Origin of the sequence: Chryseobacterium sp. SIMBA_038 (genome assembly GCF_046535115.1) — a bacterium.
Taxonomy (GTDB): Bacteria; Bacteroidota; Bacteroidia; order Flavobacteriales; family Weeksellaceae; genus Chryseobacterium.
Genome location: NZ_JAWRXH010000004.1, coordinates 103,006 through 124,447 on the forward strand (window position 1 = coordinate 103,006; position 21,442 = coordinate 124,447).

The window sequence follows — 21,442 nt, forward strand, 5'->3', positions numbered from 1 at the left end:
AATTTATATTTTTAAATCCTTGCAAACATATCCGTTATTCAACTCAAAAGATTGTACGAAATATCTCTTTTGTTGTAAAAAATATCACTTATAGTTAATGTTTTCTTAAATATTCGATATAGCTTGTGTAAATATTGATATTCGTAAATTTGAGAACCTAAGATTCTTATCATAATGCAACAAATAGCAACACTTATTCTTGACCGGGAAATAAAAGATTCTTTTCAGGTTAGTAAATTAAATAACACCTTATTTAATACAGAATATTCGATAAGTGTGATCTACAATCGTGTATTTATTATTAATGAAGGAAAAGGAACTGCTATTATTGATGATAAAGAATTTGATATTAATGATAAAGAAATCTTATTAATTTCAAAAGGTCAGATATTTTCATTTTCCCCGAAAACAAAATTATCAGGATTTGAAATAGGCTTTGGGGACTGCTTCTGGGAAAAGGCTCCTGCAAGTGCTTCAAACTGTAAGCTTTTATTATTTAACGATGCTGCTCTTCATCAAAAAATATCTTTAGATCAAAAAGATTTTCTCGGGCTTGATCCTATTTGTGAGATTTTATTAAAAGAATATCTCAGCGATGATTATCCGAATAAACTTGATGCAATGGCTGCCTATTTAAAAATTCTGATGATTAAATTAGCCAATCTTGCACCATCTTTTCACGAAGGAATTGATGATTTTGATAATCAGATCTATCGAAAATTTTTGGAGCTTGTAAGTACAGAATATCATCAGATGCACGATGTCTTGTATTACGCGGAAAAACTTTTAATGACACCCCGAAAGCTTTCAGACATTTCAAAAAAGAAAAGCGGAAAAGGAGCAAAGGAAATTATTGCCAGACAAATTATCGCAGAATCAAAGCGTTTGCTTCAGTTTTCGGCTAAAACAATTAAAGAAATTGCTTATGAATTGTCATTCAGTACACCGGAACAGTTCAGTCATTTTTTCAAAAAATATACCGACATCTCACCTTTAGATTACCGTAAGATCTTTGTAAAAATTGGCAGGTAATGTGAAGATTCTGACATTCCTTTCAGTCTTAAATGAGCCTACTTTTGTTATAATAAAAATTAAAAAGTATGTCAGTTCAAAGATTACAAAATATTGCAGGAATCACCATTCCCGATAGTAAAATCGCAACCGAAGCCACAGAATTGTTACTCGAACACGGAACGGAATTTATTTACAATCATTCTTTGAGAGTTTTTCTTTTTTCTTCATTAAATGGTAAAAGAAAAAACCTTGAATACGATGAAGAGTTGCTGTATGTGAGTTCTGTTTTTCATGATTTAGGCTTGGTTCCGCATTACAGCAGTTCTGATTTAAGATTTGAAGTGGATGGAGCCAACGCAGCAAGAGATTTTCTGAAAAGCCACGGAATTCCGAAAGAAAAATTGCAATTGGTTTGGGATACGATCGCGCTTCATACAACCATCGGGATTGCCGAACATAAAGAAAATGAAGTAGCCTTGATGTATTCCGGGGTTGGATTGGATGTGATGGGCGAAGGTTACGAACATTTAAGCGAAAAAAACAGAAACGAAATCATCGGAGCTTTTCCTAGAAATGATTTTAAAAATAAAATAATTCCAACTTTTTTTGATGGTTTTAAAAACAAAACGGAAACTACTTTCGGGAATATAAAAGCTGATGTCTGCGCTTTCATGATTCCTAATTTTGAAAGAAAAAACTTCTGTGATTGCATTCTTCACTCGCCTTGGAGTGAGTAGCTGAGGTTCGAAAAGATCTATAAATTTTACATAATAATATTTTTTTCTAAAAGTATTGTTAAATCCTTATCATTGATGAGGATTTTTTGTGTAGAACTGAAAATATTTTTTAATTTTGGCGAAACAACTCAATATGTTTATTAATAAAATTTCTCTTTTCGGATTAATTAATGCAATCGGTTGCATTAACGTAGATTGTTCTACAAAAATCCCTTCAGAGTAAACAGTTTCAGATTATTACCAATCCACTACTAATTAAGATTAAATAATAAAATACAATGATGAAATTTAAAATTTCGGTAATAGCAGCATCTTTCATTACTGCTACATTTTCAGCCCAAATAAAAGATACGTTGGCTGAAAAAATGTTGGTGTATCAGCTTCCAAACGGAGGTTGGGGAAAACAGCTTGATGACAAATCTGTGGTGGATTATAATTTACCCATCGATAAAAAACTTTTAGCAAAAATAAAAGAGACAGGAGATGACCATGCAACGATTGATAACAATGCTACTTCACGAGAGATCAATGCCTTAATTAAGTCTTATAAAACCACGAATAATCCGGAATATTTAAAATCTGCAGAAAAAGGGATTAATTATCTTCTTTCGATGCAATATAAAAATGGAGGATTTCCTCAGTATTATCCGAATTCAGGACTGTACAGAAAGCAGATTACGTACAATGACAACGCGATGATCAATGCCTTGACGGTTTTATACAACGTTGCAGAAGGAAAAAATGATTTCGATGTTGTTGATTCTAAATTAAAGGAAAAATCAAAACTAGCTGTTCAAAAAGGAATTGACTGTATCTTGAAAACTCAGGTTGTACAGAAAGGAGATCCATCGATTTGGGGAGATCAATATAATGAAATTACAATGCAGCCCGATAAAGCCCGAGCTTTTGAGCCTATTTCTTTGGCAACGGGGGAATCGGTAAATATTGTTAGATTTTTAATGATGCAAACTGCAACTCCTGAGATTCAAAAATCAATAAAATCTGCAGTAAATTGGTTTAAACAGAATAAAATTGAAGGTTACAGCTACAACGTTACCAAACAAAACGGAAAAGCAGTCAGGACTTTAGCTGAAGATAAAAACTCCATCATTTGGGCAAGATTTTATGATATTAATAATAACAAACCGTTATTCGGAGACCGTGACGGAAGTGTAAAGTATAATTACAATGATGTTTCTGAAGAAAGAAGAAATGGCTACAGTTGGTTCGGTGATGCTCCGGATAAATTGATTAATAAAGAGTTTCCGAAATGGGCGCAGAAGAACGGTGTGATGCTTTAGTTTTAGGGTTTTAGGTTTGGAGAGTTTTAGGGTTTGAGAGTGGGAGTGTTTGAGAGTGTTTAGGGTAGTGGATTTGTTGTATTTTTGGTGTCATTGCGAGGAGCGAAGCGACGAAGCAATCTCTTTTAAAACAAACTTGATGGTTAATGCGACTTATATTGAAAAAGGCGACTGCAACCCTAGCCCCGATTGCAATGAAAATCCTTTTTTGAAAAAAAAGATTGTAATGAAAAGCGGGAAAAAGCTCCTAAATAAAAGTAAAATATTATTATAAATAGAAAATGACTGAGTACTACGCTCAGTCATTTTTTGTCTAATTTTTATTTATAAAGTATTTAAAATCAGAAATATAACCGCAAGACATCTGCAGGATTCGTGAAATCTGAGAGAGATTTATTTTTTGTTAGAGTCGTAAAAACGTAATGATTAATTGCTCATTACCAATTACTTATTGCCGATAGTCTTAAGCCAGTCTGAGCATAATTTTTTCCAGTTATCCGTCAGTTCAGATTTATTGGTGATACCGATTTTATGTTCACCTTCCGGGAAAATAAATAGTGCGCCTTTTACTTTATTTTTTGTCATTTCCTGATAGTATAAAATACTGTTCATCACAGGAACTGTTTTGTCGTTTTGTGCATGAAATAATATCGTAGGCGGAGTTTTTTCCGTCACTCTATTTTGCATTGAATATTCTTTGATCTTTTCAGGAGAAGCATTTTCTCCAAGCAAACTGTTTCGGCTTCCGACATGAGCAAATTCGCCCAAATCGATAACCGGAGAAACTAAAATTGCAAAATTTGGAATGGTAGGAATGGATACCCAATCTCCTTTTAATTCTGTATAATCTGTAGGAATATTACTCACCGATGCAGCCAAATGCCCGCCGGCCGAAGTTCCGATTACACCAATCTGTTCTGGTGAAATACCATATTGCTCAGCATTTTTTCTAAGATATTTTATGGCTGCCTGAACATCCTGTAACGGAGCGATTTCTTTCTGTTTTAAGTCAGGAGAAGTCGGCAATCTGTAGTTTAAAACAAAAGCCGAAATTCCTTGAGTATTGAACCATTTTGCAATCTGATAACCACCTAAATCGTAAGTCAATTTGTAATATCCACCGCCTGGAATGACAATTACAGCCATCTGTTTTCTTTCTTCTTTTGGAGGTAGGAAAGCAAACATTTCGGTTTCTTTTATCTGTATAATTCTTCCATCTTTTTCTTCTGTTTTTAAGGGTAATGCTTTGGAATTCGGCATCTGACCTTTTGGCCAAACCATGATTTTTTCCTGCGCAGAAAATTGAGTGAAGAATAAAATTAATGATATGAAAACAAATTTTTTCATGGTCTTTTAATTTGTGATTATAGTAAAAGTATGTTTACTAAACCTTCAAGGTTTCAAAAACCTTGAAGGTTTGTTTTTTTCAAATTAATCTTTAAGAAAATCCTCTCTAAACGGAGTAAACGAATCAATAAGCTGACCTGCTTCCAGACATTTTACGCCATGAAAAATATTTGGCTGAGCGAAAAATCCGTCACCTTTTTGTAGAACTTTTATTTCATCATTTACAGTCACTTCAAATTTCCCTGATGCAACATAGGTGATCTGAGAATGAAAATGCTGATGCAAAGCGCCAATCGCATCTTTTTCAAATTTTACAATCACCATCATTACCTGAGAATTGTATCCAACGAATTGTCTTGATACTCCACCTCCTAAATCTTCCCATTCGGAATTTCCGTCAAAGAAGGGCTCTTTTTTGAACTTCATTTTTTTTATATGTTTTTTAATTTTTAAAGTAAATTATTCACATTAACTCTGCCATTTCGACGAAGGAGAAATCTATCTGTTTAATAGATTCTTCACTGCGTTTTCGCTTCGTTCTGAATGACACACTTGCTGTTTGATTATTGAGGTTAAAAAACTATTTAATATATTTCTCTAATCCTATTTTCAAGCTCTTCAAATTCTTCACCGCCAGTTTTGCAATAGATTCTGCTCCGAGTGTTGATAAATGCGTGTCATCATCTTTTCCTTTTGGATAGTAGGGATTTTCACCTTCTTTATAATGTAAATGTAGCTTTTTTGAATTTTCAGGACCGTAAGAAATTTCCAGTTGCTCTGTTAATAGCTGCAAATCTACAAAAGGAACTTTCAGATCATTGGCAACCATTCTTACAACCAAAGGATATTCTTTATGCGTATCAATTAAAACTCCGTTCTCATTGAAATCTCTTCTTACAATAGAAGTCATCAAAATTGGCGTTGCGCCTTTTGCTCTTGTTTCATTCACATATCTTTCTAAATTCGCTCTGTATTGAGTGTAAGGATTTGTAAACTTTGTGGAATCTTTCAACTTCTGATCATTATGTCCAAATTGGATGATCACAAAATCTCCTTTTTTCAGTTGTTTTTCGACTTTATCCCATCTTCCTTCCGTTCTGAAACTTTTTGAACTTCTGCCGTTCATCGCATGATTCTGAATTTCAATTCCTGCTGTGAAAAATTGAGGTAAAACCTGTCCCCAACCATGTTCTGGATTTTTTTCTGGATTTTCCTTATTAGCCATCGTTGAGTCGCCAATAAGGAATAGAGTTGTTTTTTGTTGAGCTAGAATTAAATTTGAAATTGCTATGCTAAATATTAAAAGTATTTTTTTCATTTTAAATAAATTTTTAATTAATATTCTTTTGTCTTGAAACAAAAGAATCAAAAGTTCAAGACTTGGAAACTTCCGCTAAAAATTATTTCTGTTCTCTAAAAATTCTAAAACTCGCGCGAATTTAATATTTGTGCTTCGATTTAATATTTATGTCGCACTCAAACAGTAGAATTTTCTTAACGCTCCATTTTCCTATGTCGATTTAACTATGGTTATAATTACTCATTACCAATTACTTATTACTCATGTTGAGGATTCCAATCATTAAAAATTTTTTCTAATGTATAATTTTTCAAATCTTTTTTTGTCAATTGATGCGACCAGTTTACTCGGTTTGCGGTATTTCCGCCATCGCCTTTACTTCCGAACTCAGCATAGAAAGCTGTTTTTTCTTTATCGGGAAACATTTTGTCGCCTTTCCATGGATTCCAACCTTCAGGAAGGATATGTTTTCCCATTTCTGTGTTGATGAAAACCGTTTTCGCGTAAGGTCGCCACGGTCTTCCCAAGTATACTTTTGTGATGCCTTCTTTTGCAATTAACTGACAGCCAAAAAATACAAAACCATACTGCCTATCGGATTCCGTTGCTGCGGCTGTGATATAAGAATCGGCTAAGCTTTTAATTGTACAATTTTTAAAAACAACCGTTGCTTGTCCGAAAATAAAATCGGTTGTTCCTTCGATATAACAGTTTTCAAAATACTGTCTGCTGTGATTGGTTGCGGAATAAATGGTATCCTGACAACCCAGAATTTTTGAATTTTTAATAACAAAACGGTCACCTTCCACATGAAGCGAAACCGCCTGTCCCTCGTTACAAGAACTGTTTTGAATGTTCAGATTACTGATTTTAACATCATCACCCATTACCAATAAAGTGTAGGAATTAAAAGTCGTCATTTTTTCATTAAATGAATCCTGTTTTCCTGAAAAATCATTGTTAGTAATGATCGTGTTGTCTTTATTTTCGCCTTCTAATGTAATTTTATGTTTTGAAGATGGAATAACAACTTTTTCATTATAAGTTCCGGATTTAATATAAACTAAAGCTTCTGCCGGACCTAAATCTCTTATCGAATTGATCGCTTTCTGAATGGATGTAAAATCTCCGCTTCCGTCTTTTGCAACGGTAATTTTGATGTACGGTTCATTTCCTGCAAACAGAAAATTAGTAATGGAAATAAATAGAATTAAGAATAATTTTTTCATAGGCTGAATTATTTTTTAACGCAAAGATTTATTTTTTCTTATTATTTATTTTAAGAAGCAAAGAGTGCGACTTTGTCGCTGATGAAGCTTTATTGTTAAAAGTTTTGCTTAATAAAATCAATTTATTGATTCTTCTTTGCTCCTTAAAGTTTAACATATTTATTAATAAAACTTTGCGTTTAAAATTATTATTTCAAAACTTTATCTAAAAAATCCACCGTTAAATTTAAAGTTTCTGTAAACCACGGTTCTGCCGACCAAAAAGAATGCGGCGTATCTTTAATTTCATGAAACTCTGTCGGAATATTATAACTTTTCAATTTTTTCATCATATCATCTCGACCTGCATGAAAACGTGGTTGAGAACTATTAATGAAAAGGGTAGGAGGTGTATTTTTATCCACATATTCCAATGGTGAGGCTTCTTTCCAGATTTTCGGATTGTCTTTTTGTGGATAGCCAAGCCAATAGGCATCATAAGTTCCTTCTTTTCCGGATTCTTCATGAACAAATGAAACAACGCCGTCTACATTTACGATAGCCTGTAATTTATTCTTTTTCTTGACTCCAACTAAAGTGGCAATTTGTGCTCCCGCAGATTCACCCAAAACGACCATTTTCTTTTTATTTAAAGAATAGGTGGAGTGATTTTTCTTCAACCATTTAATGCCTGTTTCAATATCTTCAACTCCGGCAGGATATTTTGCGACATCAGCCAACCGATATCCGATTGCAATGACCACATATCCTTTTGAAGCTAATTCCATAGCCATAAATTTCTCGTTTTCTTTACTTCCAGAAACCCAGCCACCACCATGAACCATTGCGATTCCCGGATATTTTTTTGATTTATGAAGAGGATAGTAAACGTCAGCTTTTAACGAAAGTCCGTTAATGTTGGTATATTCTACATTTTTATCAACTCCAATATTTTGTGGAACTGGTCGATCGATAGGCGAGATGAAAGAATATTTTTTCTTGAATTTTTCATACGTCGTTTCATTGGTATAAGGAGTAGCATTCGGTCGTGGAACTTGACCGAATGCTAATGTGCCTCCTAACCAAAAAATAGAAATATAAGTAAGTCTTTTGCTAAAATTCATGTTGTCAAATTTTAAAATTTTGAACTATTAAGAATTATTGAACTTAATGGTTTAAATACTATTGATACATTTTATTTAACTGCATTTTTAGCTACATCAGATCCGATAGAAAGCGAATTTTTATCAGATATGATTTCTTTAGGCAACAAGACTGCTCCTGTTTTATTTCCTAAAACCTTAACTAATGGTTTATTTGTAGACTCAAATTTCACCGTTGAAAGGTTGATGTTTTTACTGTTGTAAATCGTTGCTCCGGTTCCTTCAGAATATTTCAGTTTAACATTTTTCAGTTGAATTCCGTCTGCGTCAACGATGGTTAAAGCTTTTTTTGTGTCGAACTGAGAATCTTCAATCACGATATTTTTAAGGTTCATTTCTGCTAAACCAAACAAAGTAATCGCTTCATAAGAATTAACTGCATTGATATTTTTAAAGAAAATATTTCTGAAAATCGGTGTTTCTTCTGTTACCGGATACACTTTTTCAGGTGCTTTGTTGCCTTCTTGTTTTTGTCCGTCTTCCAAAACTGGAGAAGCGCCTTCATAGAACATATTGAAGCCAATTGTCTGTGTAGGAATATTAATCATATCAATATTTTTAATGTAAATATTTTCAACGATTCCACCTCTTCCACGAGTTGTTTTGAAACGAAGACCAATATCTGTTCCGATGAAAGTACAGTCGGAAACGTGAATATTTCTTGCTCCACCAGACATTTCGCTGCCTACCACAAAACCTCCGTGACCGTGGTACACGACATTATTTTTAATGATCACATTTTCAGTGGGCATATTTCTTTTTCTTCCGTCTTCATTTTTCCCTGATTTAATACAAATCGCATCATCGCCTACATCGAAAGTATTGTCGTATATCAAAACGTTTTTACAAGATTCCAAATCTACACCGTCACCGTTTTGAGAAAACCAAGGATTTCTAACCGTAAGATTTCTTAAAATGACATTTGTACACATCAATGGATGAAGGTTCCAGGCTGGGGAATTTTGAAAAGTCGGCCCATCCAACAAAACTTTGTCACAGCCAACTAGACTTACCATCACAGGACGAAGAAAATCTTTAACCGTTGTAAGTTCTTCTTTAGAAATTTTGTCAGGAACATTGAAGCTTGAACTGCTTTCAAATCCTTTTTTATAGCTTTCTGAAGGATACCAATTTTTACCGTCAGCAGATAAAATTCCACCGGATTTTACGATTTCTTTCCACTCAGATTCTGCGACTTTGCTTTTTTTAATGGCTCTCCATGCATCACCACTTCCGTCGATTACCCCTTTTCCTGTAATCGCAATATTGGTTGCGTTTCTTGCTGAAATTGGAGATTGACAACGGATTGTATTTAATCCCTCAAAACTTACATCAACCAAAGGATAATCTGCTTTATCTTTACTGAAAATGATGAAAGCACCTTCTTCTACATGAAGATTGATGTTGCTTTTTAGTTCGATAGGACCTGTTAACCACATTCCGCGGGGAACGACCAATTTTCCGCCTCCTTTTTTACTTAAATCCTCGATTGCTTTTTTGAAAGCTTCTGTATTTTTTACATTTCCGCCTGCAACGCCACCATATTGTGTGATGGAAACAGTATTGGCTGCAAAAGAAGTTTCTGTAACCTGAGGCATTTTAAACTCAATATTTTTATAAATATCCAGATTCTGAGCATAAATTTGCCCTGAAAACATCATTGCTGCTACTAAACCAATAACTTTGAGAGACTTCTTCATTTTATTTTTTTTGAGTTTTAATTACTTTTTTAAATTCTTGATAAACAATTGACGCCACTGTTTTTGCTCCTTCCGGCTGAAAATGTGTGTTGTCTTTTTGCCCTTTCGGATAGGCTTCATACACATTCTCAGGAAGATTCATGAAATAATGATTTGTAGTAAAATCCTGTCCTTTTTTTGTAAAATAATCCATTGATAATTTGTTTAAATCAATGTAGGGAACATTCATTTCTTTAGCGATATCAATCGGAGCTTGGGCGTATTCTCCGTGTACATTTTCTAATTTTCCGTCTTTCCAAGGAAAGTTTCGGGCAACAGGTGTTAAAATGATAGGATTTCCACCTTTTTGTCTTGTTTGAGTTACAAATAGCCTTAAAAATTCTTTATAACCTTCAATATTTACATATCGTTCTGTATGTTTTTCTGAGCCGTCGTTGTGGCCAAATTGCATGATCACATAATCGTTTGGTTGCAAATGTTCATAAACATATCTCCATCTTCCTTCCTGAAAAAATGTTCTTGTACTTCTTCCGCCGTGAGCTCTGTCGATAACTGCGACAGAATCTGTTGTAATGGCTGGTTTTAGAGAAACTAAACTGTCTTTCACAAAAAACGGCTGAAAAACCTGTCCCCAACCTGTAATTGGATAACGGACTTTCATATAGTCTTTTCCAGGTTCGTAATTTCCCGTATAATCCGCCATTGTAGAGTCTCCGATGAGGTAGATGTGCGTAACTTTTTTATTGTGTTTTGCCGTTGACTTTTGACGATGAGCTTGTGATTGGCATGCTGATAAAAGCAAAACAACGAATAAAAATGAAACGATCTTGTATATTTTTTTTATCATTGATTTATTTCAAAATTTTTCTCCCACGAATTTTACAGATTTTCACAGATGTTTATGTAATATTTTTTATTTATAAGTTTTAAAAGCTAAGCCCAATCATCTGTGAAAATCCGTGTAATCTGTGGGAAATAATTAATTTTTAGTTATCCTAAACCAATCAAAATCCGCATATCCTCCACGAGGTGCTTTTGCTGAACTTATGCTGTATAAACCAACTTTGGCTCCGATCCATTTTCCGGGTTTTGCTTGGAAAACGTCACCTACTTTTGTGAAATTTTTTCCGTTTTCGCTGTAGCTGAACTGACATAAGCCATTCGGTTCGTTTACATTTACCTTTAAATAGGCTTCATTTCCTTTTAATTTGGTTTCAAATAAAACCTTTTCTTCACCGCCTTTATCTGCTTTTTCGGCTCTTCTTAATTGTAAATAAAATCCGTCAGGTTTGTTCGTAATTGCGATTGATTCATGATCTAATCCCATGATCAAAAGTCCTGCGGTTTTTCCTTCTTTGGCATCTTCGGGAGTTAATTTCACTTTTGTTGAAGCTGCAAAATTCGGCGCCGGGAATTTTTGAGTTAATAAATTCGGGACATTCCAAAGGTTTTTTTCACCTTCAGGAACTTTCATTGAGAATAATCTTAAAAATTTCTGTCCTGGAAGTTTGGATGACCAGACGATATTTTCGTTCGCGCTCCATTGCCATTGAATTCCTAATTTTTCACCATCAAATTCATCTGTTTCATTTGGGGTAACGATAGGATAGGATTGTCCTACGTTTGGTTTTTTATAGGTTAGTACCGGTTCTCCGATTCCATTTTTATTATTGTCGATTCCGATGACAGGCCAGTCTTTTTCCCACTTCATTGGCTGTAAGTGAACAATTCTTCCGCCTGCGTCCACATCTTGGAAATGGTAAAACCAATCTTCTCCCGAAGGCGTATCTACCCAAGCTCCCTGATGAGGTCCGTTGATTTTTGTTGAACCTTGTTCCAGCACAACTTTCTCTTCATAAGGACCGTAAATATTTTTTGATCTTAAAACCAATTGCCAACCTGTTGCGACACCGCCAGCAGGGGCAAAAATATAATAATAACCGTTTCTTTTATACATCTTGGGACCTTCAACGGTTGGATGTGCATCGTGACCATCAAAAACGTGAACGCCTTTATCTAAAACTTTTGTTCCTTCAGGATTCATTTTATTAAGACTTAAAATACTTTTCACTCCGGCACGACTTCCCGCCCAACCATGAACTAAATAGGCATTTCCATCTTCATCCCAGAACGGACATGAATCGATCAAGCCTTTTCCTTCCATCACCAAAACAGGCTTTTCCCAAGCTCCCAACGGATCTTTGGTTTTAATCATATAAATTCCGAAATCTGGATCTCCCCAATAAATGTAGAATTCACCTTTATGAAATCTGATGCTCGGCGCCCAAACTCCGTCACCTCTTTTTGGAGTCGAAAAATGCTCGCTCGGAAGAACATCAGGAAGTGCGTAATTCACTAATTTCCAGTTCACCATATCTTTTGAATGAAGAATGGGTAACCCCGGCGCTTCATTGAAACTTGAAGCCGTCATATAATAATCGTCACCAACACGGATTGCGTCTGGATCGGAATAATCTGCATACAAAACAGGATTTCTGAAATTTTTTCCCTGATCTGCTGTCCAGACTTCGGAGACGTAGTTTTTTTCCTGTGCGTTCAAATAATTTGATGCAATAGAAAAAACTGTGATTGAAAGTATATTTAAAATGTTTTTTGTCTTCATAAATCAGATTTTAGATCTGTTTTAATTTTAACGCAAAGCGCGCAAAGATTTTTTTAATGGCTTACTGTATATTTTTCGTTCGCAAAGGCGTTTTACTCAGCAAAGGTTGAATGCTTTTTCATCTTGTCATTTAGACGAAGGATAAATCTATTATGTATTTTTATAGATTCTTCACTACGCTTTCGCTTCGTTCTGAATGACAATCAAAACGCTAATCAATTATTTTTCAAATTCTATACTTGCCAGGATAAATGGTCCTGTTCCTTTTGCATCGTTGGAACGAATTTCTTCATTCACATAATATTCGTAAGAACCGTCTCTGTAAGGTTTTCCGCCTAAACCTGCGACTGCACAGCATTTATTTAAATTAACTACACCATTTTCGTCTACAGAAATAAGGTTTTTGATTATTCCGTCGTAGCCTTTTTTGGCAGCAGCTTTATACGATTTTGGAAGATAACCATTGTTGACTGATTTAATGATTGTGTAGACAAACATTGATGAAGCCGTAGCTTCCGTGTAATTTCCTTTTTCTCCTGCTTTATCCAATACTTGATACCAAAGTCCGTTGTCTTTATCCTGAACTTTTATCACGGCATCGGTATAAGATTTTAAATAAGAAATTAATTTTGCTCTTCCCGGATGGTCTTTCGGTAAATAATCCAAAACGTCTACCATTGCCATTCCGTACCAACCCATTGCTCTTCCCCAGAAATTCGGAGAAACTCCTGTTTCTTTGTTTGCCCAAGCCTGTTCTTTACTTTCGTCCCAAGCGTGATACAGCAATCCTGTTTTTTTGTCTACCAAATGTTTTTGAATTAAATCAAACTGCAAAACAACATCATCAAAAGCTTTTGTTGCTTCTGCACCTTTTACAAAATCTTTGGTGTAGTGAGCATAAAATGGTTGTCCCATGTATAGACCATCCAGCCACATTTGGCTTGGATAAATCTTTTTGTGCCAGAAACCGCCTTCTGATGTTCTTGGTTGTCCATCAATCTGAGAACGAAGCATTTTCAACGCTTTTAGGTACTTTTCTTTTTTCTCTTTTTCGTAAAGATAAAGAAGTACATTTCCGCTGTTTAGAAGGTCGATATTATATTTATCTAATTCGTAGGTAAGGATGCTGCCGTCTTCTTTGACTAGTTTTTCACCAAAGTCACTAATATAATTGTAATATTCTTTTTTGCCTGTTTTTGCATAAACCTGTTCAGCTCCATCTAAAACAATTGCTGATGGATAGGTCCATTTTGGGCTTTTGCTGAAATCGAGCATCCATGATTCCGGGAAACGGTTCATTTCGGAAAGTAGCATTCTTTCAGACCATTTCAGATTAGTTGGAACTACTTTTCCTGATTTTGAATTTTCTGTTGCAGGTTTTGATGCTACAGATTTAGTTTGAGCGCATGCCAGGAACATTCCTGAACCTAAAATTGCGACTGCGTATGCTTTTATTTTATTATTAATGAAATTCATGATTTTAAACTTTAAAGTTGATTATTTTTTTTACCGAATTTAACAAAGAGTTTTCATGGTTATTAGAATTGTCTTTCGGTTATTTTTTTAACAATATCATTAAAATAGACTTCAATATTATCGTAGTTTTTATCTAATTCCCTTCCGTTTGCGTTGGCCACTTTTGGGTTTAATTTATTTTTAATTTCCCATTCGTCGGGCATTCCGTCGTTGTCTGAATCGAGTAGAGTTTTCCCTTGTTTTAAGTCTGGGAATCCGCCGACATCTTTTTGAGAATCGATGATTCCGTAGGTACTTCCTTTTGAACCTTTGTAAGTGAAACTTCCGTTTTTTACATCTTTCAAAACATGCAGATCCACTGCATCTCTCACTAAACTTGCTCCACCGATCTGTAAAATTTTCTCGTAAGCTTCTTTTGCAGACTGTGTTTTTACATTATTCTGAATATCGTGTGGTTGGTTAATTTTTATGGTATTTTTATCTTTATCCGTCAAGTTATAAGAAGGTTTCATCTGACTGAAAACACCTTCCGTCCAATTGTCTTTTGTGACTTCAGAATTGCCTTCAACGACATTTCCGTTGATGTAATATTTCCCCCAGATGTTGTAAACTTCTGTCTCCGGTTTTTCGTTTTTATCGATAGCAACAATTCGTTGTTTTGTCATTGTTGCAGGGCCAGGTTTATAGTAATTATTGACGATATTGACGTTCATTCCTTCACCGCCATAAACATTGTTGTGTCCCCAATTGTAAATGACATTATTTCTAAAATCGGTAAGGTCGGTCAATGCAAATTTACTTCCTGCATATTCTCCCAATCTCGGATTTCTGCTGTCGTGATGAGCGTAAATATTATGATGAAAAGAGGCAAATTTTCCACCTGCAATTCCACCATATCCGTGAGCACCTTTTTGATGGACAGAATTTCTCAGACTTTCTGCAATCACGCACCATTGAAGTGTTGTATTTTCGTTGACATAAATGGAAACCGTCTCGTCTGTTGACCAGCTCATCGAGCAATGATCAACGATCAAATTTTTGATGAATCTTGCGCCCAAAGCATCACCTTCAAAGTTTTTCTGATCACCCATTCGGAATCGCATGTAACGTATAACCACATTGTCTGCGCCAACGAAAGTTTCGTAATTGGCAATGGTAATTCCGTCTCCGGGAGCAGTTTGTCCGGCAATGGTAACATCGCCTTCTTTTATTTTTAATGGAGATTCAAGGTAAATTGTTCCGCTTGTTTTAAAAGCAATATATCTCGGGCCTTTTTGGTCTAAAGCATATCTCAAAGTACCTTCTGAACCGTCATCTGCCAATTTCGTTACAAAATAAACTTTTCCGCCACGACCACCTGTTGTGTATCTTCCGAAACCTTCAGCACCGGGGAAACTCAACACTTCCTGAGCATTTAGCAATGAGGAAATACCGCATAAAATTCCTAATGTGAATAGTTTTGTGAAGTGTTTTTTCATAATTGAAAATTCTTTGGTGTTTTTGAGGTTTAGATTAAAAATTTATTTCAAGCTTTTTGTGATGTTCCAGTTGTCGTTTCCTTTGAGAATATTTTCTGGTGTGTATTTTTTTCTTTCTTCTTTGCTTAATTGGTGTGACCATGAAACTCTTTTTGAAATATTAGATCCTGTTCCTTTTGAATTTGATTCTGCATAGAAAGTTGTTTTTTCTGCATCAGGTTTGCTCCAATTATGCCATCCTTCAGGTTTTATGGTTGAATTGATTTCGCAATCGACGTAAACTGTTTTGGCAAAAGGTCGCCACGGTCTTCCTAAATAGACTGAATTTTCTTGAGCATTTCCGATGATTTTAGATTTAATAAAAACAAATCCAAACTCGTTTTCCTGTGGAGTAGAAGCGGCTGTTACATAACTTGCTGTTTCTTTGGAGTAAATTGTACAGTTTTCAAAAACGGCTGTTCCGGCTCCGAAAATATAATCGGTTGTACCCTCGATGTAGCAGTTTTTAAAATAATTTCTTGATGGTTTTGTTTTATCAGCTAAATCCTGAGCTCCTTTTAAATATAAAGTGTCTTGGTTTCCTAAGAATTTACAGTTTTCAAAAATGATCCTGTCACCTGAAGTCAAAACAGCAACGGCTTGGCCGACTCTTCCTGAACTGTTTTCAAACGAAATATTTTTTGCCGTAAAATCATTTGAATAAATAAAAATCGTTGAAGAACCCGTTGTTCCAATGTCTTTTCCTTCCGAATTCTTTTTTGAAGCAAAATCATTAAAGGTAATGATGGTATTTTCGGGATTTTCTCCTTCCATCAAAATTGCTCCTTTTGTTTCGGGAACGGTAATTTTTTCTTTGTAAACTCCTGCTTTAATTAAAATTTTTGTTCTTGCTGAGGTTCCGTTTTCAACCGCGTCAACGGCTTGTTGTATTGTGGTGAAGTTGCCTTTTCCGTCTTTCGAAACCACGATTGTTTTATCATTAGCTTTGAAAGAAAGAAGGCTTAAAATTAATACAGAAAAAACAGAAAACAGAATAAAATTTTTATGAAAAGTGGAAGCTTTCATTGAATTTGATTTTGGATTTTTTTAAAAAATACAGACTTAGCTCTTGTTATGGAGTAAGTCTGTATCTAACTTGATATGAATGTATTTTTTATCTCCTAGTAACCGTAATCTTGGGTAAGATTGTAGTTAGATTGGATGATATCGCTATAAATTGGCAATAATTCTCTCTTATTTGGCTGGAAATACTGAGCGAAACCTTTTACCGGATCACTGATGTAAGTTGGTAAAACTGCTGCTCTCCATGCAATTTTTGTATAACCTGTAGGCGTTGCATCTTGTGAAGCCATGTAAAATACCTGAGATTTGTCTCCGCCAGTGTAATAAATATCGATGTCGTTGATATTTTGCTGTGCAGATTTTGTAGGATCGTAAACCGATTTTTTAAAGTAAAGGTTTAAAGGTACGTTTGCATATTGACCAGTTCCGTTTGCGAAAGCTGTCAGTTTTTGTCTTGTTTCTGTTATTTTAGAAGCTAATAAATTCCAACGGATCAAATCATATTTTCTTATTCCTTCAGAACCCAATTCTAATAATCTTTCCTGTACAACATAATTGAAAAATCCTGTTTTATCAGTCGGGATTGTTCCTACCTGAGCTAAGTTTCCTGTGTATGCTCTGTTCCTTACTGCTTTTACAGCATTGATTGCATCTGCAGAAGGCGCTCCGTGAATTTCATTATCAGCCTCAGCAAACATCAATAATACATCTGAAAAACGTAGCAAAGGCCAGTCTACCGCAAGGTTTTGAGAAGGTCCTGTGATATTCGTCCAAGATTTTCTGTATTTTGAATCTGTGAAAGAAATTGCAGTCACTAATTCTGCCTGATTGGTGTTGTTTACTTTGAAAATTCCCACATTCATGTCTCTTCTTAAGTCATATTTAGTAAACTCATAGAAGTAAGTTGGAAGTGCGTTGATCCCACCACCGCCTTTCCAGTTGGAGTTGTCATCATGTTTTAGACCATTATAATATCCAATTTTACTGTCTGTTCTTGCGTTACCTCCAAAAGCTCCCACGCAGAAAATAATTTCGTTTGTAGTATCTTGAGAATTGGTGTGTAAGGCTTTGAAAACAGATTCATAACTAGGATTTAAGCTATGTTCTCCAGCGTGATTCATAATATCTTTACACTCGTCTAAAGCAATCTGATAATAAGTTTGAGGATTAGATCCCTGCGCCATTACCTGCGGACTTCTTCTTAAAGAATATCCTGCTCTTGCCAATGCAATTCTTGCTCTAAGACCTTTTACAAAACCTTTTGAAATTCTTGCGTTGGTTGTGCTTCCTTCTGATCTCCATGGAACTAATGCTGAAGCCTGTGCAAGATCCGCAATCATTCTTTCGTAGATGATATCTCTATCTGTTTTTGGAAGATAAAGATCTGCCATATCTGCTGACGGCTTATCCTGAAATGGTACGTCTCCCCAGTTTCTGATCAATTCATAATAAAATTGAGCTCTTAAGGTTAATGCTTCACCAAGATAGCGATCCATTAATTTTTTATCGGCATCAGAACCTGTTTTGTAAACCGGAGAAAGCGGAATGTTTTTAATACAAAGATTCGCTCTTTCTATTCCTGAATATAATTTTAAGAATGGTTTATTAAGTTCTGTATTGGTAGGACAAGATCCGAATGTAGCAATTCCTCTTCTGTCATTACAGTTGTAATCTCCTGAAGTCCTGAAATCGTCACTTGAGTGAGGATAGATTAATGCTAATCTTTGTCCATATCCGTCGTCACCTGCCAATTGGCTGTAAACCCCTACCAAAGCGGAAAATGTATCTGATGTACTGTCGAACTGTTGCGCTTCTGCTACACTTGAATAATTTTCTGCTTCCAGATAATCATTACATGAAGTCAGTGTAGTTAAGGAAAGGATGCAACTTAAAATAATTATTGTCTTTTTCATGTTTAAGTTTTAATTAAAAGGTTATATCAACACCTGTTAAAATAAATCTGCTTCTAGGATAGGCAGCATAGTCTACACCTGGAGTTAAAGGATTTTTTCTTGTACTCGCTTCAGGATCGTAACCTTTATAACCTGTGATGGTAAATAGATTATTAACCGTAGCATACAATCTGAAATTCTTGATACCAAGGCTTTCTAATGAGTTTTTTGGTAGGCTGTATCCTATTGTTACATTGTTTAATCTTAAGAAAGATCCATCTTCAATGGCATAAGAATGTAGAATGTAACTTCCCTGTGGTGGTGTCCACATTGTTGTATTGGCATTCAGAGCGGCTAGGGCAGTAGGATCGTTAACTTTAACACCGTTATTGTCAAACCATCTCCATCTGTCTGCAACCTCTGCTGACATGTTGTTGTCTCTGTATAAATATTGAGTGGTAAACTCCACTTTATTAGCATTGTACACTTTATTTCCAACAGAGAAATTAAAGAATAAGCTCATATCCCAGTTTCTGTATCTGAAAGTCTGACTGAAACCTCCGAAAAATTTCGGCTGAGCGCTTCCTAGTTCTGTCTGGTCAGCTGCTGTGATCTGTCCGTCACCATTAAGATCTCTTAATTTAAGATCTCCCGGCTGGATTGGTTTTGAACCGTTTGCCACGGCACTGCTGCTTGCAACTCCTGCCTTTAAGGTATAGGCTTGTGTTGCAGTATTATAATCAAAATCACTGATCTCGTATCTGCCTTCTGTAACGTAACCGTAGTAAGTTCCTACAGGATTCCCAACTTTAGCAACAAAATCGAATAAATTGTTTACCCAACCTGAAGGTACAAGATATTGAGTACTGTTTGGTCCGTTACTGGCTCCTAAACTTTTAATAACATTTCTGTTGGCAGAGATATTAAAATCAGTTTTCCAAGTGAAGTTTTCTTTATTTACGATAATACCTCCTAATGAAACTTCAACTCCTTTATTCTGAGTTTTCCCTGAATTTTGGAATTGAGAATCATAACCCGAAGTCTGTGGAATTTTAGCTAAAACCAAAAGGTCTTTTGTATCTGTAATATATCCGTCTACACTACCGTATAATCTTCCGTTGAAAAATCCGAAATCAATCCCTAAGTTTTTAGAAACTGTAGCTTCCCATTTAATATTAGGATTTGCTAAAATAGTTCCGGTACTCGCTCCAGGCGTTACACCGCTTCCGAATGTATATCCAAAGTCTGTAGATGTGGTAAAAAAGGTATTGTATAAATAAGGTGTAATTCTGTTGTTTCCAGCTAAACCATATCCAAAACGAAGTTTAAGTTCATCCAGCCATTCCTTGTTTTTAAGGAATTTTTCTTCCTTCATTTTCCAAGCTACTGAAACTGCAGGGAATGTTCCCCATCTGTTTTCGTAGTCAAAAATATTGGAAGCATCTGATCTTACGGAAGCTGTTATGATATATTTGTTATCATAGATATAATTGACTCTACCAAAGAAAGAAGCTAATCTGTCCGGAGGTAATGCACTCGTTCTTGGTGCATCCTGAATCATTCCTGATGGCGGACTTGCAGCCTGAATATTAGCAAATGCCTCGTTAGGAAGAATAGAAACCGGAAGCCATTTTGTGTAAGTACTTGATACTTCACCATCGGTCTGTACCGTTTCCTGACCCAATAATAAATCAAGTTTATGATTTCCGAACTTCTTTGTATAGTTTAAAGTATTCGTATTGGTAATCCTTCTGGTTTGGTTTCTCGTTAATTGTACAATCGGCTGATTGTTATTCGCTCTGGCATCACTTGTAATAGTTCCCCAGAACTGATTCACAAAATTATCTTTCTGTACATAACCTACAACACTTCTGAAAGTTAAGTCTTTCGTAATATTGTAGTTTAAATAAGCATTTAATAATAAGTCATTGGTTCTTGCGTCCTTTATTTCATTGTCATTCAACAACAAAGGATTAACCAAATTGGTATTTGTTGCGTAGTTCGGATCAAAATCATCGATAGGAACATTACTTCCTCCTTCGAATGGTTGATATCTTACCGCATTTCTCAGTCTGTTGGTACTCTGAGAACCTGTAGCAGACGTTCCTGCTCCGGAAATTAACTGTCGGCTGTATCTTGCATTGAATCCAACTTTTAATTTTTTAGAAATATCATAATCATATTTAAAGTTGGCCATACTTCTTCTGAAACCAGAATTTAGCATGATTCCGTCTTCTTCCACATGATTTAATGTTAATGAAAATGCAGATTTATCAGACCCTCCTGTTAAGCTTAAATTATGCGTAAAGTTGAAAGCTTCTTGTCCGAAAAGCTCATTTTGCCAATCTCTTTCTTTAATATTCTGATATTTGGTCGCAAGTTGATCATAAGTTCCATATCTTGTATTAAAGGCTGTAATATCTTCAGCTACACCGTTTTTGTTGTAAAGTTCATACTGATACATTACAAATTCATAAGGATCTAAAACCGGAATTGTATTCGTGATTTTTCTAACCCCTGTGTAACCGCTGTAGTTAATTGTTGTAACTGCTTTTTTGCGTCCTCCTTTTGTTGTAATTATCACAACCCCGTTTGCACCTCTGGATCCGTAGATAGAAGTGGAAGCAGCGTCTTTTAATACCTCAATTGATTCAATTTCTTTCGGCGAAATGATAGATAGTGCATTATCCATCTGAATTCCGTCTACGATATATAAGGGTGCGTTACTCTGCGTGATAGAAGTACCACCTCTTACTTTAATTTCAACTTCTGCACCGGGCGAGCCCTCACTTGCAGTAATCTGTACACCGGCAATTCTACCCTGGATGGCTTCTGCAGCGCTGTTCACAGGCATATCCTTTACAGCTTCGGCTTTTACAGAACCAACGGCGTTGGTAACGTCTTTTTTAGAAACTCTGGAATATCCTACCAAAACCACTTCGTCGATTTTAGTTTCTTTTTCTGCTTTCGTTTCTTTTTCTTGAGCCATTGCAAGGACAGGAAGAAGAAAGACAGTTAAATATAACCACTTTACTGATTGTACTCTTTTATCCATTATTGTATCCTTATAGTTTTAATTCTTTGGTTGAAAGTTTTTTTTCAAGCTTTGTTGCTTTTGTTTTGTGGATTTAGTAAGTATTC

At 35.4% G+C, this 21,442-nt stretch carries 16 protein-coding genes; 3 read left to right on the forward strand and 13 right to left on the reverse strand.

Annotated elements, in window-relative coordinates; all coding sequences use genetic code 11:
• Positions 1–174 precede the first annotated feature (174 nt).
• The 3 genes from SB689_RS14155 (at position 175) to pelA (ending at position 3,052) form a co-directional block, all read left to right on the forward strand.
• Entirely contained in the window at positions 175–1,032 is an 858-nt protein-coding gene (locus tag SB689_RS14155) for a helix-turn-helix domain-containing protein (protein WP_410692770.1), read from the forward strand.
• Positions 1,033–1,100: 68 nt separating this feature from the next.
• Positions 1,101–1,751: an HD domain-containing protein gene (locus SB689_RS14160; protein ID WP_410692771.1), complete on the forward strand. Its 651-nt coding sequence runs from the start codon at positions 1,101–1,103 to the stop codon at positions 1,749–1,751.
• A gap of 278 nt (positions 1,752–2,029) precedes the next feature.
• The gene (pelA, locus tag SB689_RS14165) at positions 2,030–3,052 is read left to right on the forward strand and encodes a pectate lyase (RefSeq protein WP_410692772.1); all 1,023 of its coding nucleotides are present in this window, start codon (positions 2,030–2,032) and stop codon (positions 3,050–3,052) included.
• Positions 3,053–3,496: 444 nt separating this feature from the next.
• Here the strand turns inward: pelA and SB689_RS14170 are convergent, their stop codons facing one another.
• The 13 genes from SB689_RS14170 to SB689_RS14230 form a co-directional block, all read right to left on the reverse strand.
• Positions 3,497–4,399 carry an alpha/beta hydrolase gene (locus SB689_RS14170; protein WP_410692773.1) on the reverse strand — a complete coding sequence of 301 codons (903 nt, stop codon included), beginning with the start codon at positions 4,397–4,399 and terminating at the stop codon, positions 3,497–3,499.
• 84 nt (positions 4,400–4,483) lie between these two features.
• Positions 4,484–4,825: a cupin domain-containing protein gene (locus SB689_RS14175; protein WP_410692774.1), complete on the reverse strand. Its 342-nt coding sequence runs from the start codon at positions 4,823–4,825 to the stop codon at positions 4,484–4,486.
• A gap of 154 nt (positions 4,826–4,979) precedes the next feature.
• Positions 4,980–5,717 carry a rhamnogalacturonan acetylesterase gene (locus SB689_RS14180; protein ID WP_410692775.1) on the reverse strand — a complete coding sequence of 246 codons (738 nt, stop codon included), beginning with the start codon at positions 5,715–5,717 and terminating at the stop codon, positions 4,980–4,982.
• Between the two features lie 239 nt (positions 5,718–5,956).
• Complete coding sequence (locus SB689_RS14185; protein WP_410692776.1) at positions 5,957–6,928, reverse strand: pectinesterase family protein; 972 nt, start codon at positions 6,926–6,928, stop codon at positions 5,957–5,959.
• 188 nt (positions 6,929–7,116) lie between these two features.
• On the reverse strand, positions 7,117–8,031 hold the full coding sequence (locus tag SB689_RS14190; protein ID WP_410692777.1) for an alpha/beta hydrolase: 915 nt from the start codon (positions 8,029–8,031) through the stop codon (positions 7,117–7,119).
• A gap of 71 nt (positions 8,032–8,102) precedes the next feature.
• Positions 8,103–9,770, reverse strand: coding sequence for a glycoside hydrolase family 28 protein (locus SB689_RS14195; protein ID WP_410692778.1), 1,668 nt, complete (start codon positions 9,768–9,770; stop codon positions 8,103–8,105).
• A 1-nt stretch (position 9,771) separates the two neighbouring features.
• Positions 9,772–10,617, reverse strand: coding sequence for a rhamnogalacturonan acetylesterase (locus SB689_RS14200; RefSeq protein ID WP_410692779.1), 846 nt, complete (start codon positions 10,615–10,617; stop codon positions 9,772–9,774).
• A 132-nt stretch (positions 10,618–10,749) separates the two neighbouring features.
• Entirely contained in the window at positions 10,750–12,393 is a 1,644-nt protein-coding gene (locus SB689_RS14205) for a glycoside hydrolase 43 family protein (RefSeq protein WP_410692780.1), read from the reverse strand.
• Positions 12,394–12,612: 219 nt separating this feature from the next.
• The gene (locus tag SB689_RS14210; protein WP_410692781.1) at positions 12,613–13,869 is read right to left on the reverse strand and encodes a glycoside hydrolase family 105 protein; all 1,257 of its coding nucleotides are present in this window, start codon (positions 13,867–13,869) and stop codon (positions 12,613–12,615) included.
• 62 nt (positions 13,870–13,931) lie between these two features.
• Positions 13,932–15,347, reverse strand: coding sequence for a polysaccharide lyase family 1 protein (locus SB689_RS14215; protein WP_410692782.1), 1,416 nt, complete (start codon positions 15,345–15,347; stop codon positions 13,932–13,934).
• A gap of 42 nt (positions 15,348–15,389) precedes the next feature.
• Complete coding sequence (locus SB689_RS14220) at positions 15,390–16,412, reverse strand: pectinesterase family protein (protein ID WP_410692783.1); 1,023 nt, start codon at positions 16,410–16,412, stop codon at positions 15,390–15,392.
• Between the two features lie 95 nt (positions 16,413–16,507).
• Entirely contained in the window at positions 16,508–18,322 is a 1,815-nt protein-coding gene (locus SB689_RS14225; RefSeq protein ID WP_410692784.1) for a RagB/SusD family nutrient uptake outer membrane protein, read from the reverse strand.
• A gap of 13 nt (positions 18,323–18,335) precedes the next feature.
• Positions 18,336–21,356 carry a SusC/RagA family TonB-linked outer membrane protein gene (locus tag SB689_RS14230; RefSeq protein WP_410692785.1) on the reverse strand — a complete coding sequence of 1,007 codons (3,021 nt, stop codon included), beginning with the start codon at positions 21,354–21,356 and terminating at the stop codon, positions 18,336–18,338.
• Positions 21,357–21,442 lie beyond the last annotated feature (86 nt).

What these genes read in the sequence shown, in the direction of transcription:
- SB689_RS14155 (WP_410692770.1), top strand. Translation starts at nt 175, where the DNA reads ATGCAACAAATAGCAACACTTATTCTTGACCGGGAAATAAAAGATTCT.
- SB689_RS14160 (WP_410692771.1), top strand. Translation starts at nt 1,101, where the DNA reads ATGTCAGTTCAAAGATTACAAAATATTGCAGGAATCACCATTCCCGAT.
- pelA (WP_410692772.1), top strand. Translation starts at nt 2,030, where the DNA reads ATGATGAAATTTAAAATTTCGGTAATAGCAGCATCTTTCATTACTGCT.
- SB689_RS14170 (WP_410692773.1), bottom strand. Translation starts at nt 4,399, where the DNA reads ATGAAAAAATTTGTTTTCATATCATTAATTTTATTCTTCACTCAATTT.
- SB689_RS14175 (WP_410692774.1), bottom strand. Translation starts at nt 4,825, where the DNA reads ATGAAGTTCAAAAAAGAGCCCTTCTTTGACGGAAATTCCGAATGGGAA.
- SB689_RS14180 (WP_410692775.1), bottom strand. Translation starts at nt 5,717, where the DNA reads ATGAAAAAAATACTTTTAATATTTAGCATAGCAATTTCAAATTTAATT.
- SB689_RS14185 (WP_410692776.1), bottom strand. Translation starts at nt 6,928, where the DNA reads ATGAAAAAATTATTCTTAATTCTATTTATTTCCATTACTAATTTTCTG.
- SB689_RS14190 (WP_410692777.1), bottom strand. Translation starts at nt 8,031, where the DNA reads ATGAATTTTAGCAAAAGACTTACTTATATTTCTATTTTTTGGTTAGGA.
- SB689_RS14195 (WP_410692778.1), bottom strand. Translation starts at nt 9,770, where the DNA reads ATGAAGAAGTCTCTCAAAGTTATTGGTTTAGTAGCAGCAATGATGTTT.
- SB689_RS14200 (WP_410692779.1), bottom strand. Translation starts at nt 10,617, where the DNA reads ATGATAAAAAAAATATACAAGATCGTTTCATTTTTATTCGTTGTTTTG.
- SB689_RS14205 (WP_410692780.1), bottom strand. Translation starts at nt 12,393, where the DNA reads ATGAAGACAAAAAACATTTTAAATATACTTTCAATCACAGTTTTTTCT.
- SB689_RS14210 (WP_410692781.1), bottom strand. Translation starts at nt 13,869, where the DNA reads ATGAATTTCATTAATAATAAAATAAAAGCATACGCAGTCGCAATTTTA.
- SB689_RS14215 (WP_410692782.1), bottom strand. Translation starts at nt 15,347, where the DNA reads ATGAAAAAACACTTCACAAAACTATTCACATTAGGAATTTTATGCGGT.
- SB689_RS14220 (WP_410692783.1), bottom strand. Translation starts at nt 16,412, where the DNA reads ATGAAAGCTTCCACTTTTCATAAAAATTTTATTCTGTTTTCTGTTTTT.
- SB689_RS14225 (WP_410692784.1), bottom strand. Translation starts at nt 18,322, where the DNA reads ATGAAAAAGACAATAATTATTTTAAGTTGCATCCTTTCCTTAACTACA.
- SB689_RS14230 (WP_410692785.1), bottom strand. Translation starts at nt 21,356, where the DNA reads ATGGATAAAAGAGTACAATCAGTAAAGTGGTTATATTTAACTGTCTTT.